This window comes from Pseudomonas bubulae, assembly GCF_037023725.1.
Classification (GTDB): Bacteria; Pseudomonadota; Gammaproteobacteria; order Pseudomonadales; family Pseudomonadaceae; genus Aquipseudomonas; species Aquipseudomonas bubulae.
Genome location: NZ_CP146077.1, coordinates 477,768 through 490,796, shown reverse-complemented (window position 1 = coordinate 490,796; position 13,029 = coordinate 477,768). Strand labels below are relative to the sequence as shown.

Annotated in this window: 12 protein-coding genes; 3 read left to right on the top strand and 9 right to left on the bottom strand. The window is 60.7% G+C overall.

All coding sequences use genetic code 11. The features are described 5' to 3' along the window. Positions 1-114 precede the first annotated feature (114 nt). From V6L81_RS02220 to V6L81_RS02210, 3 genes are all read right to left on the bottom strand, one after another. Complete coding sequence (locus V6L81_RS02220) at positions 115-2,463, bottom strand: FdhF/YdeP family oxidoreductase (RefSeq protein WP_095031419.1); 2,349 nt, start codon at positions 2,461-2,463, stop codon at positions 115-117. Then, positions 2,460-3,299, bottom strand: coding sequence for a formate dehydrogenase accessory sulfurtransferase FdhD (gene fdhD / locus V6L81_RS02215; RefSeq protein WP_095020114.1), 840 nt, complete (start codon positions 3,297-3,299; stop codon positions 2,460-2,462). Before fdhD ends, V6L81_RS02220 begins: the two co-directional genes overlap by 4 nt. Before the next feature lie 94 nt (positions 3,300-3,393). Next, positions 3,394-4,281 carry a LysR family transcriptional regulator gene (locus V6L81_RS02210; protein ID WP_095000735.1) on the bottom strand — a complete coding sequence of 296 codons (888 nt, stop codon included), beginning with the start codon at positions 4,279-4,281 and terminating at the stop codon, positions 3,394-3,396. Between the two features lie 103 nt (positions 4,282-4,384). On the opposite strand from V6L81_RS02210, the gene lysM reads away from it, so the two are divergent. Further along, complete coding sequence (gene lysM / locus V6L81_RS02205; protein WP_095000736.1) at positions 4,385-4,825, top strand: peptidoglycan-binding protein LysM; 441 nt, start codon at positions 4,385-4,387, stop codon at positions 4,823-4,825. A gap of 76 nt (positions 4,826-4,901) precedes the next feature. On the opposite strand, the gene yrfG is transcribed toward lysM, so the two are convergent. Further along, the gene (yrfG, locus tag V6L81_RS02200) at positions 4,902-5,564 is read right to left on the bottom strand and encodes a GMP/IMP nucleotidase (RefSeq protein WP_095000737.1); all 663 of its coding nucleotides are present in this window, start codon (positions 5,562-5,564) and stop codon (positions 4,902-4,904) included. Positions 5,565-5,651: 87 nt separating this feature from the next. Here yrfG and nudE point away from each other — a divergent pair, with 87 nt between their 5' ends. Then, on the top strand, positions 5,652-6,218 hold the full coding sequence (nudE, locus tag V6L81_RS02195) for an ADP compounds hydrolase NudE (RefSeq protein WP_095000738.1): 567 nt from the start codon (positions 5,652-5,654) through the stop codon (positions 6,216-6,218). Continuing rightward, entirely contained in the window at positions 6,215-7,042 is an 828-nt protein-coding gene (gene cysQ, locus V6L81_RS02190) for a 3'(2'),5'-bisphosphate nucleotidase CysQ (protein WP_095000739.1), read from the top strand. Before nudE ends, cysQ begins: the two co-directional genes overlap by 4 nt. Before the next feature lie 104 nt (positions 7,043-7,146). Here cysQ and V6L81_RS02185 read toward each other — a convergent pair whose 3' ends face one another. From V6L81_RS02185 to rfbB, 5 genes are all read right to left on the bottom strand, one after another. Continuing rightward, positions 7,147-7,602, bottom strand: a complete 456-nt coding sequence (locus tag V6L81_RS02185; protein ID WP_095017782.1) for a thioesterase domain-containing protein — start codon at positions 7,600-7,602, stop codon at positions 7,147-7,149. A 12-nt stretch (positions 7,603-7,614) separates the two neighbouring features. Continuing rightward, entirely contained in the window at positions 7,615-9,006 is a 1,392-nt protein-coding gene (locus tag V6L81_RS02180) for a sigma-54 dependent transcriptional regulator (RefSeq protein WP_095000741.1), read from the bottom strand. Then, positions 9,003-10,817: a cache domain-containing protein gene (locus V6L81_RS02175; RefSeq protein ID WP_095017781.1), complete on the bottom strand. Its 1,815-nt coding sequence runs from the start codon at positions 10,815-10,817 to the stop codon at positions 9,003-9,005. Before V6L81_RS02175 ends, V6L81_RS02180 begins: the two co-directional genes overlap by 4 nt. Before the next feature lie 146 nt (positions 10,818-10,963). Further along, entirely contained in the window at positions 10,964-11,836 is an 873-nt protein-coding gene (gene rfbD, locus V6L81_RS02170) for a dTDP-4-dehydrorhamnose reductase (RefSeq protein ID WP_095020201.1), read from the bottom strand. Between the two features lie 17 nt (positions 11,837-11,853). Beyond that, positions 11,854-12,936, bottom strand: coding sequence for a dTDP-glucose 4,6-dehydratase (gene rfbB, locus V6L81_RS02165; RefSeq protein ID WP_095000743.1), 1,083 nt, complete (start codon positions 12,934-12,936; stop codon positions 11,854-11,856). Between the last annotated feature and the right edge of the window lie 93 nt (positions 12,937-13,029).

Sequence of the window (13,029 nt, the reverse complement as noted above, 5' to 3'; positions counted from 1 at the left end):
TGCTTGAATGTGGGAGCGGGCTTGCCCGCGATTCAGGCACCGCGGGATGACGGTCAAACCGCGGAGATGCCATCGCGGGCAAGCCCGCTCCCACCACAAACGAACAAAAAGTGCTCAGCTGGCCTTAGCCATGATCAGCGTTGACGGGCTGGCTGCCTCCAGGCAAATCGCCACGAACTTGGACGTAGGCGTATGGCTGCCATCGCCCGTGCTTTCCAGAGGCACCAGCGGGTTGACCTCCGGGTAGTACGCCGCAGCTTGCCCGGCAGGAATATCAAACGCCAGCAGGGTGAAATTTTTCACCCTGCGCTCGTGCCGGTCATCCCAGATCGAAACGATATCGACCTTCTGCCCCGGCTTGAAGCCCAGGCGGATGATGTCGGCTTCGTTGACGAACAGCACATCACGCTGGCCCTTGACCCCGCGATAGCGGTCATCGAGGCCATAGATAGTGGTGTTGTACTGATCGTGAGAGCGCATGGACTGCAAGATCAGGTCGGGCAGCCGGCCTGTGGCGCGGGTGCGGGCATCTACCAGGTCTTGAGGCAGTGCGTTGGGGCGGAAGTTGGCGCGCCCGGACGGCGTGTTCCACTGTCGCGCACCGGCCGAGTTGCCCAAATAGAAGCCGCCCGGGTGTTCGATGCGCGTGTTGAAGTCCTTGAAACCGGGAATGGTGTCGGCAATCAAGTCGCGAATGCGTCGGTAGTCAGCGACGACCCAGTTCCAGTCAATCGGGTGGGTGCCCAGTGTGGCCGCAGCAATGCCGGCAATGATTGCGGGCTCCGAGCGCATCTGCCTGGACAGTGGCTGCAACTGGCCATTGGAGGCGTGGACCATGCTGAACGAGTCTTCCACGGTCACCGCTTGCGGGCCTTCTGCCTGAATGTCGATATCGGTACGGCCCAGGCATGGCAGGATCAGCGCTTGTTTGCCGTGCATCAGGTGGCTGCGGTTGAGCTTGGTGCTGATCTGTACAGTCAGGGCGCAATTGCGCAGGGCCTGTGCGGTGCGCGGGCTGTCTGGAGTGGCCTGGGCGAAGTTGCCGCCCAGGCCGATAAACACCTTGGCTCGGCCTTCAAGCATGGCGTGGATGGCTTCAACCACGTTGTGGCCGTTTTCACGGGGCACCTTGAACTGGAAGCGACGCTCCAACGAATCGAGGAAGGCCACCGGCGGACGTTCGTTGATGCCCATCGTGCGGTCGCCCTGTACGTTGCTGTGGCCGCGTACCGGGCACAGGCCGGCGCCGGGGCGGCCTATATTGCCGCGCAACAGCATCAGGTTGGCGATTTCCTGGATGGTCTGCACCGAATGACGATGCTGGGTGATGCCCATCGCCCAGCACATGATTACGTTCTTGCCCTTGAGGTACATGCGTGCGGCGCGTTCGATATCAACAAGGGTCAGGCCCGATTGCTCCACGATATGGTCCCACGAGGTGTCGTCGAGGCTGGAGATGTAATCGAGAATGCCCGCAGTGTGCTCATTCAAAAATGCATGATCGAACACGGCCGGTTCGCCTGCGGCCTGGGCATCGCGCTCCCACTGCAGGAGGAACTTGGCCATGCCGCGCAACAGCGCCATGTCGCCGCCCAGTGCCGGGCGCAGGTAGGCCGTGTTGGTCGGACGGTCGCCGTTGGTGAGCATTTCCAACGGATGCTGCGGGTGCTGGAAACGTTCCAGCCCGCGCTCCTTGAGCGGGTTGACGCACACTACCTGGGCGCCGCGCTTGACCGCCTCGCGCAGTGGTTCGAGCATGCGCGGGTGGTTGGTGCCGGGGTTTTGCCCCAATACAAAAATCGCATCCGCGTGCTCGAAATCATCAAAGGTCACGGTGCCTTTACCCACGCCGATGCTTTGCGCCAGGGCCACGCCGCTGGCCTCGTGGCACATGTTCGAGCAATCCGGGAAGTTGTTGGTGCCAAACGCGCGCACAAACAGTTGGTACAAATACGCCGCTTCGTTGCTGGCCCGGCCCGAGGTGTAGAACTCGGCTTCGTTGGGGCTGGCCAGGTTGAGCAAGTGCCTGGCGATCAAGGCGAAGGCGGCATCCCAGCTGATGGGGACGTAGCGGTCGGTTTCCGGGTCATAGCTCATGGGCTCGGTCAGGCGGCCCTGATATTCGAGCCAGTAATCACTTTGCTCCAGCAGCGCGCTGACGCTGTGCTTGGCGAAAAACGCCGCATCGACCCGGCGCTTGGTAGCTTCCCAGTTCACTGCCTTGGCGCCGTTCTCGCAAAACTTGACCAGGCCGCTTTCCGGCGAATCACCCCAGGCGCAGCCCGGGCAGTCGAAGCCGCCGTTCTGGTTGGTTTTGAGCATCATGCGCAGGTTTTTCAGTGCGTTGTCGCTGGTCAACCAGGCTTGCGCCACACTGATCAGCGCGCCCCAGCCACCGGCCGGGCCTTTGTAGGGCTTGTAGCGGGGAGTCGGGGTTTTGTCGGCTTGATGGTGTGTGCTCACGGTTGTTTCTCCTGCGCGGGGCTGTAGACCCTGGGCGCGCTTTTTTGTGGCAGATGAATAAGGTTGAGGTTGTGCCGCCGCGCCCATTGCAGCGCCAGGCCCGTGGGCGAGGACAGGCTGATCAGGGTCTGGATGCCGGCGCGCAGCACTTTTTGAATCAGTTCCAGGCTGCAACGGCTGGTGACGATTGCTGTGCCACCCGTCAGATCGATTTGCTGGCGTACCAGAGCACCGATCAATTTATCGAGGGCGTTGTGCCGGCCTATGTCTTCACGACCCAGCAGCAGTTGGCCCTGGCCGTCCATATAGACTGCAGCGTGTACGGCGCCGCAGTGCTGGCCCAAGGGTTGAAAGTCGCTGATGCGCTGGCGCAGGCCTTCCAGCCACTGCGCCGGTGGCAAAGGCGCGCCGGGCAATACCTGGAGATCGGGCAAGGCCTGTTCCACCGCTTCCACCCCACACAGCCCGCACCCACTGGTGCCGGCCAGTTGGCGGCGTTGCTGCTTGAGGTTCCAGAACGCCCGGCTGGCGATTTCGACCTGAGCGTATTGGGCAGACCCTGCACCGGTCAGTTTGAGGTCGTAGATTTCGCTGGCGTCTTGAATGATGCCGCTGCCCAGGCTGAAGCCGACGATAAAGTCCTCAAGGTCAGTGGGTGTGACCAGCATCACGGCCTGACTGATGCCGTTATAGGCAATCGCCAGGGCGACCTCTTCGGCCAGTGCAGTTTGCGCACCACCACTGTGGTCCAGGTTGACGTAGTCATAGCTCTGGCTGGCAGCAGGCGCGGGCGTGACAGAAGCAGGCGCCGCGCACAGAGGGCGCTTGGCGTTCATAAGGCAGTACCGACAATCAATTGAGCTCTAAGCCTAGGCGCGACACAGTGTCGCGTCTAATCGCTAGTGCTGATCTATTGATAGATGGCGTCGATCAAGAAGAGCTTGGTGATTTCTGATAAAGCGCGAAACAGGCTTCGGCCAGCGCTGAGCGCGGTGCCTCACGACGCATGATCAAACCCAGGCGGGCCAAGGTGCGTGCATCTTCTATGGGGTGCAGGCGCAGGTGGTCGGTCAGGGCTTCCAGCCCGCCCTCAAGGGGCATCACCGCGCAACAAAGCCCGCCGTGGACAGCTTGTAACAGTTGATGAACGGCATCGGTTTGCAACAGGGGTTGTGGCGTAAGCCCCCGGCTGTGGAAGTTGTGGTCGATGGACTGGCGAAAGTGCATGCCGCTGCTGAGCAGGCCCAGCGGCAAGCTGGTCAGCGCCTCCCAGCTAAGCGGCTGGTCACCGAAGTTGAAATACCGCTGGTCGTATAGCAGGCCCATGCGGGTTTCGCCCAGGGCCAGGGAGTCAAAACGTTCCTGGTCAAGGCGTTCAAGATAAGAGACACCCACGTCCAGCCGGTTGCTGGCCAGTTGCTCAAGGATTTGTTCCGAGCTCAGTGCTGACAATTCGAAGCGCAGATCGGGATGTTCCTGATGCAGACGCTGCAACAGCGGCAGGGGGTCAAAACTCGACAGCGGCACCACGCCCAGGCGCAGAGTACCGATCAGGTTACCGCGACAGGCAGCAGCTTCGGCCTGCAAACCGTCGTAGGCGGCCAACACGGTACGGGCCCAGGCCAGCACCCGCTCGCCAGGTGCGGTAAAGCTTTCGAAGCGCTGTCCGCGATTGACCAGTTGCAAGTCCAGTTCCTGTTCAAGGCTGCGCAAACGCATGGACAGGGTGGGCTGCGTGATATGGCAACGCGCGGCGGCCTGACCGAAATGTCGGGTTTCGTCGAGGGCAATGAGGAATTTCAGCTGTTTGATGTCCATCGTCGCTCCGGGTGCAATTCAGCGGGCGATTCTAGCGCGCTTGCACATGGCGTAGATGGTCTACGCTCTTGAGTCTGGATCTTCCAACCTAGGAGCGTGATGTATGAGTATTTTCAGCTTTGTGAAAGAAGCCGGCGAAAAATTGATCGACCTGCTGACACCGGGCAACGCCAATGCGGGCGAGGAGCTCAAGAAGCACGTACAGGAAGTGGGCTTGGGCAATCCGAACATCACCGCTACCGTGGAAGGCGACAAAGTGACAGTCAGCGGTGAAGTGGCCACCCAGGAAGAGAAAGAAAAAATCATTCTGGCGGCGGGTAATATCGCAGGCGTGGCCAGTGTTGAAGACAAGATCACCGTGACCGGCCCGGCTGTTGTGGCTTCGCGTTTTGTCGTGGTGAAAAAGGGCGACACCCTGAGCGCAATTTCGCTGCAGGTGTACGGCAACGCCAATCTGTACAACAAGATTTTCGAAGCCAACAAACCGTTGCTCAAGGACCCGAACAAAATCTATCCGGGCCAGACGCTGCGTATTCCCGAGTAAACCGTTTTACCCTGTGGGAGCGAGCCTGCTCGCGAATGCACTTCGCGAGCAGGCTCGCTCCCACGGGTTCAGAGATTCACAGCCCTTCCAGCAACTCGCGATAGTCCCCCAGCGCAGCAAATTCTGCAGTGTCTTTCGGGCCTTTTTGGCTGTCGGGCTGTTTCACTGCCAGCAAGTGAGCCACCCCAAAATCACGGGCACTGCGCAAAATTGGCAGGGTATCGTCGATAAACAGGCTGCGGGCTGGGTCAAAACCGATATCTGCTTGCAGGGCATCCCAGAACGCCGGGCTTTCCTTGGGATAACCGTAGTCGTGGGAACTGATAAGTCGCTCGAAATACGGGGCCAGCTCAATGCGCTCCATTTTCAACGACAGCGAATCACGGTGCGCGTTGGTGATCATGATCACCCGCTTGCCAGCTTTGTTGATGGCTGCCAGAAAAGTATCGGCATCGGGGCGCAAGGCAATCAGATGAGCGGTTTCGAGTTTGAGTTCGCGCACCGGGATCTTCAGCTCGCGGCTCCAGAAATCCAGGCAGTACCATTTCAACTGGCCCGCGTTGCCTTCAAATAGCGGCGTCAGTTCCAGATCCGCCATCGCCCGGCTGATGCCATGCAGCTCGGCATAGCGTTGGGGCAGGTGCTCCAGCCAGAAATGGTTGTCGTAGTGCAGGTCGAGCAGCGTGCCGTCCATGTCGAGCAGCACGGTATCAATGTCGCGCCAAGGTAAAACGGTCATGCAAAACTTCTCCCACAGGTAAAAATTTCCGACACAGACAATCGGAAAAGCCGGGGTATAGTACCCCGTTCATATTGAGGAGCCGCTATGCGCCAAAAACCCACCGTACTTGCCCGTGAAATTGTTGCCAGTAGCCGATTGTTTCGGGTTGAAGAAGTGCAACTGCGCTTCTCCAATGGAGTAGAGCGCACTTACGAACGGTTGGTGGGGCGCGGCAACGGTTATGGCGCAGTGATGATTGTGGCCATGATCGATGCTGAGCACGCGATTCTGGTTGAAGAATATTGCGGCGGCACTGATGAATACGAAGTTTCGCTGCCCAAGGGCCTGATCGAGCCGGGCGAAGATGTGTTGGCTGCGGCTGAACGAGAGCTCAAGGAGGAGGCCGGTTTCGGTGCTCGCCAGCTCGAGCATTTGACCGAGCTGTCCCTGTCCCCCGGCTATATGAGTCAAAAAATTCAGGTGGTCCTGGCTACCGATCTTTACGAAGAACATCTGGAAGGCGACGAACCTGAGCCGATGCGCGTTGATCGGGTCAACCTGCGTGAGCTGTCGAGCCTGGTGCTTAACCCGCAATTCAGCGAAGGTCGTGCCCTGGCCGCGCTGTATCTGGCCCGCGATCTGCTGACCCAGCGTGGAGCATTCCAGCCGTGAGTGTCTTGCCCCATCCTTTGCTTGAAGGCGTGATCAAACTGGCCCATGCCGCTGGCGACGCGATTTTGCCGTTCTGGCGAGCGGGCGTTGAAGTCAGTGCCAAGGCCGATGATTCGCCAGTCACGGCCGCTGATCTGGCCGCCCATCACATCCTGCTTGATGGCCTCACCGCGCTGGCCCCGAGTATTCCGGTACTGTCGGAGGAAGACGCCAATATCGCGCAAGACGTGCGCGCGGGTTGGACGCGCTGGTGGTTGGTTGACCCGCTGGATGGCACCAAGGAATTCATTTGCGGCAGTGAAGAGTTCACCGTCAACATTGCGTTGATCGAGCAGGGTCGTGTGGTGTTTGGCGTGGTATCCATGCCCACCAGCGGTCGTTGCTACTACGGCGGCGCGGGCCTGGGGGCCTGGCGGGCGGAGGGCGATGAACCTGTGCCCATCAGCGTGCGAAACACACCGCCTGCGGGTGAGGCGTTGACCGTAGTCGCCAGCCGCCGCCATTCCAGTCCTGAGCAGGAGCACTTGCTGGCCGGTCTGAGTGAGCATCTGGGCGAATTGAAGTTGGTCAGCGTGGGCAGTTCCTTGAAGTTCTGTTTGCTGGCTGAAGGAGCGGCTGATTGTTATCCGCGCCTGGCGCCGACTTCGCAGTGGGACACGGCGGCGGCTCAGGGTGTGCTGGAAGGAGCTGGTGGTGTGGTGCTGCAACTGGATGGTGAACCGTTCAGTTATCCGGCCCGTGAGTCGCTGCTCAATCAGTCGTTTCTGGCGTTGCCGGCGCAGGCGCCGTGGCGTGAAAAATTGCTGGATCTGGCACAACGCTAGTCCACCCCTGTGGGAGCGGGCTTGCCCGCGATGCAAACGCTGCGGTCTTTCAGCCAGACCGCGCCGCGGCCATCGCGAGCAAACCCGTTCCCACAAAAATCGAGTTAGCGGTGCAACACGTACTGCCCGCTAAACCTCACCGCATCTTCCCCGCCCTGAACATTGACTACCCGCGTTTCCAGGGTCAGCCGCGCGCGGCCGTGGCGTTTGTACATGGCCAAAAACCTGTTCCATTGCGCATCATCTGGCGCATCACATACCGCAATGGCGTCCTCGGTCACGGGCAGCGGGTAGCTGATATGACCTTCCTGAATCACGATATGCCCGTCTTCGATTCCCGCTTCGCGCAGGCTCAAATGCAGCCAGCCCCAGCCCGCCAGCACTGCGCCGCAGTACAGGCTGCCGCCGAACATGGTGCTCTTGTGATTGATATTGGCTTCAAGCGGCAACTGCAGACGCAACTGCCGGTCTTGCCAGCCCAGTACCTTGAGACCCATTTCCCGGGTCAGCGGGATGTCGTGATGAAGAACTGACTCCAGATAACGACTGTCGCGGTTCATGCTGCGGCCTCTTTAATCAAGTTCATCTGGGTGTGGATGGCTGGCGCTGTCGAAGTTCAGCCCGTGCTTGCGCAGCTTGTCGTGCAGGGTCTTGCGCGGCACACCCAGTGCTTCGGCCAGGCTGCGCATGGAGCTGTGGGTGCGTTCAAGCTCGGCGGCGATCAGGCTTTTCTCGAAGTGCTCGACCTGCTCGCTCAAGCCGCCAGCTACTTCATTGCCCGCTGCTGGCTGGCCTTCAGCGGAGTTATCCAGAGCCAATTCAAGGCCCAGGGCAAAGCGCTCGGCGACGTTTTGCAGCTCGCGCACGTTGCCAGGCCAGGTGTGGCGCAACAATAAAGCCCGCTGCGCCGGTTGCAGCACGTTGGGCGTCAGGTCATGGCGCACACTGGCTTCGCCGGCAAAATAATCGAACAACATCAGCACATCTTCACCCCGCTCACGCAGGGGGGCGATGCGCAAGGGCGCTACGTTGAGGCGGTAATACAGGTCGGCGCGGAAGCGGCCCTGATCGGCGGCCTGGCGCAGGTCTTCCTTGGTGGCGGCGATCACCCGTATATCCAGCGGGATCAGCTGGTTCCCACCCAGGCGCTCGACCACGCGCTCTTGCAGCAAACGCAGCAATTTGACCTGCACGTCCAGGCTCATGCTCTCGATTTCGTCGAGGAACAGGGTGCCGCCATTGGCGAACTCGAACTTGCCAATGCGCCGCTTCTGCGCGCCGGTAAAGGCCCCAGGCTCATGCCCGAACAGTTCGCTCTCAACCACGGATTCAGCCAGGGCCCCGGCATTGATCGCCACAAACGGGCCGTTACGCCGCGCCGATAAATCATGCAGCGCCCGTGCAACCACTTCTTTGCCCGAGCCGGTCTCGCCGAGGATCAGCACATCGGCCTTGGTGGCGGCCAGAGCGCCGATTTGCTCGCGCAAGCGCAACATGGCCGGTGATACCCCCACCAGCCGCGAGCTCAGCAACTGGCGATCGCTCAGAGCCAGGCGCAGGCTGCGGTTGTCCATAACCAGAGCGCGCAAGGCCAGAGCACGACGCACGCTGTCGAGCAGGGCGTCACTGGCAAAGGGCTTTTCGAGAAAGTCATAGGCACCTGCACGCATGGCCTGCACCGCCAGCGGCACATCGCCGTGACCGGTAATCAGCAGCACCGGCAGTTCCGGGTCCTGGCCATGCAGTTGCGCCAGCAGCTCAAGGCCGTCCATGCCCGGCATGCGGATATCGCTGACTACCACACCCGGCCAGTCCCGGCCGATACGCTCGGCCAGGCCGTTGGCTTCGGCCAGTGGCAGCACCTTGAGCCCGGCCAGGTCCAGGGTCTGATACAAAGCCTGGCGCAGATGCGGGTCATCATCGATCAGGATGACCTGAACGTGCGGATCGATGGGCTGGCTCATGACCTGGAGTCCTCTGAAGCTTGCAAGCTCACACCTGGCGCACCTGCGCGCAGGCGTAAGGTAATTAAGGCGCCGCCTTCTTTGTGGTTGGCGAACAACAATTCGCCACCAAAGGCGCGGATCAGTGTGTCGCAAATGGCCAGCCCCAGGCCCAGCCCCTGAGTACGGGTCTTGGTGGTATAGAAAGGCTCACCGGCGCGGCCCAGCGCTTCCATGCAAAAACCCGGGCCGTTGTCGCGAATGTACACAGTGACGCCTTCCGGCGTGGATTGGGCACTTAGCCACAAGCGCCGGGGCGGGCCTTTTTCGGTCAAGGCATCGAGGGCGTTGGCCAGCAGGTTACCCAGTACCTGACGCAGGCGTGTTTCACCGGCTTCAACCCAGAGCGTGGCGGCGGGCAAGTCACGGATCAGTTCGACTTCCATGCTGCGTCGACGCTTGGCCAGCAACGCCAGGGCATCGTCCAGCGCCGGTTGCAGGGCGACGCTTTCCGGTGCGTGGCGATCGCGGCGGGCGAAGGCGCGCAGGTGGGCAATGATGGAGGACATGCGGCCGGTCAGTTCGTTGATCAGCTTGAGGTTGCCGCGGGCATCGTCGATACGTTGGTGGTCGAGCAACACTTCGGCGTTTTCGGCATAACTGCGGATAGCCGCCAGCGGCTGGTTGAGTTCGTGGCTGATGCTGGCCGACATGGTGCCCAGCGCCGACAGCTTGCCTGCCTGCACCAGATCGTCCTGGGCGCGCACCAGTTCCTGTTGCGCATGTTCGCGCTCCAGTACCTCTTCACGCAGACGCCGGTTTAGCCCTTCAAGGTCGCTGGTGCGCTCTGCCACACGCATTTCCAGCTCGCGGCGGGCCTTGGCTTCAAATGCAATGCGATCCAGGTAATGACGCCGACGCTGCATCATCAAACCGATCAACAGCATGACCACCAGCAAGGTGGCGCCGCCGATGGCCAGCACGGTGCGCACCGAGCGGTCGATCAATGTGCGAGGGGCAAGAATGTTCGCCTGCCAGCCGGTTTCGTCGATGGTTTGTGTCTGTACCAGCCAGGCACTAGGGTCGAGCGCCAGGGGCTTGGGGTCGCTGGTGGGGTAGGGGAGAATGGCGAAAATGGCCTGACGTTCTTCCTCAGACAGATCACGGGTGGACCTGAAGCGCCATTCAGGGCGCGAAGTGAGAATGACCACACCATTGCTGTCGGTCAGCAACAGTTGTTCCGGTGTTTTGCCCCAGAGTCGCTCGGTGTGGTCGAGGTCGACCTTGACCACCAGTACGCCAAGCTTTTGGTTGTCTACCTCAACCGGTGCGGCAAAGTAGTAGCCGCGTTTTCCGGAGGTCGTGCCCTGGCCGAAAAAGCGCCCGAGCTTGCCTTGCATCGCTTCGCTGAAATAGGGGCGGAAGGCAAAGTTACGTCCGATAAAACTATCGCTTTTATTCCAGTTCGACGTCGCAATAGTGTCACCATGAGCATCCACCAGGTACATGACTTCAGCGCCGGTCTGGCTGGTGATTTCACTGAGCAACTGATTGGCTTTACTCAGGGCTTGCGGGCTTTCCGGGTCAGCCAGCAGCTCGCGCAGGTCAGGCAACTGGCCCAGAATCTGCGGCAGCACCTCATAGCGATGCAGCGTGCCCAGCAGGTTGGCCACGTACAGGTCGAGCGTCTGGCGGTTTTGCCCGGCCAGTTCGCTGCGGTAATAGCGCTCGGCCAGGTGTTGCAGCGGCCACAGCAAAGGCGCCAGGCACAGCGCCAATAAGGCCAGGCTACGCCAGCGGGGTCTGCGAGGAACTGAGGAAGAGGTGATCATCGTTGAGCTGCGCTGCAAGAATACGTTGCAGTATACCCAACGAACCCTGTGGGAGCGGGCTTGCTCGCGATGCAAACGGCGCGGTTTGTCAGGCAGACCGCAGTGATGTCATCGCGAGCAAGCCCGCTCCCACAAGGGGATTGGCGTTAGCGTGGTTGCTCGGCCACGCAATCGCTCAGCGCGGCGGTCCATTCGGGTTGGGTGACTTGCCATTCGCGGGCCAGCTTGCTGCAATCCAGGCGTGAGTTTTGCGGCCGTGCTGCGGGTGTCGGGTAGGCGCTGGCAGGAATGGGTTCCAGCGTCGCGCAGGCCTTGCCCTGGGCGCTCAGGTGCGCGGCGATGGCCTGGGTAAAGCCAAACCACGAAGTTTCACCCTGAGCAGTCAGGTGGTAGGTGCCCCATGCCCCGGTTTCACCGGCTTGCCAGCGCTCGATCAATGCCCGCGTGCTTCGGGCTATGGTGCCGGCCCAGGTCGGTGCGCCGATCTGGTCAGCCACTACGCGTAATTCCGGGCGTTCTTGCAGCAAGCGCTGCATGGTCAGCAGGAAGTTTTTACCATGGGTCGAGTACACCCAACTGGTGCGCAGGATCAAGTGTCGGGCACCGCTCGCCGCGATGGCCAGTTCTCCCGCCAGCTTGCTTTTGCCGTATACGCCGAGCGGGTTGGTGGCGTCGTCTTCGGTGTAGGGCGCAGGTTTGCTGCCATCAAACACGTAGTCGGTGGAGTAATGAATCAAGGGGATGCCCAGGGCCGCCGCTTCTTCAGCAAACACACCCGGTGCGGTGGCGTTGATGGCAAAGGCCAGTTCCGGCTCGCTTTCAGCCTGATCCACGGCAGTGTGAGCTGCGGCAATGATGATCAAGTCCGGCTTGTGCGCCCGCACCTGGGCACGGATTTGCTCGGGCTGGCTCAGATCGAGTACATCGCGGCCCAGCACAATCAGGTTGCCCAGACCGGCAAGGTGCTTTTGCAACTCAACGGCAACCTGACCGGTTTTGCCGCTGATAAGGATTTTCAGCGGGGTTTTAAGGTCATTCACGCGATCAGGTCCCTGGGCTCGGTGAAGCCCAGGCGCTGGCCCTGATAGCTGCCGTCTTGCACGCGCTGGCACCACTCCAGATGGTCCAGGTACCACTGCACGGTTTTGCGCAGGCCGGTTGCGAAAGTTTCTTCGGGCACCCAGCCCAGCTCGCGTTCAATTTTGCCGGCGTCGATCGCGTAGCGCTGGTCGTGGCCCGGGCGGTCCTGGACGAAGGTGATCAGGTCGGCAAACTGCGCGACGCCCGCCGGACGCTCGGGCGCCAGTTCTTCGAGCAGGGCGCAGATGCTGCGCACCACGTCGATGTTCTTTTGCTCGTTATGCCCGCCGATGTTGTAGGTCTCGCCTACGACACCTTCGGTCACGACTTTCAGCAGGGCGCGGGCGTGATCCTCCACGAACAGCCAGTCACGCACTTGCAGGCCATTGCCATACACCGGCAGCGGTTTGCCGGCGAGGGCGTTGAGGATCACCAGCGGGATCAGTTTTTCCGGGAAGTGGAACGGCCCGTAGTTGTTCGAGCAGTTGGTCAGCAACACCGGCAAACCGTAGGTACGGTTCCAGGCGCGGACCAGATGGTCGGACGCTGCCTTGCTGGCCGAGTACGGCGAGCTTGGCGCGTAGGGGGTAGTCTCGGTGAACAGATCGTCGACGCCGTGCAGGTCGCCATACACTTCGTCGGTGGAAATATGGTGGAAGCGAAATGCGCTTTTTTCCGGCTCAGGCAAGGTCAACCAGTAAGCGCGGGTGGCTTCCAGCAGGCTGTAGGTACCGACGATATTGGTCTGGATAAAGTCCGACGGGCCATCGATGGAGCGGTCAACGTGTGACTCGGCCGCCAGGTGCATGATCGCCTGCGGCTGGAAACGCGCAATGATCGCGCTGACCGCTGCCTGATCGACGATATCGGCCTGCACGAATTCGTAGCGGGTATCGGTGGCAATGCTTTGCAGCGATTCCAGGTTACCGGCGTAGGTCAGCTTGTCGAGGTTGAGCACTTCATGCCCGGTATTTTTGATCAGATGACGGATCAACGCTGAACCAATAAAACCGGCGCCGCCGGTGACTAAAATGCGCATGTGGTGATTCCTTATTCCCTGAAGGCACTTAAACGTATGAGGTATAGCTTGTGGGGATGCGGCGGGGGGTGCAAGTGGGAGCTGTCGGGAAAA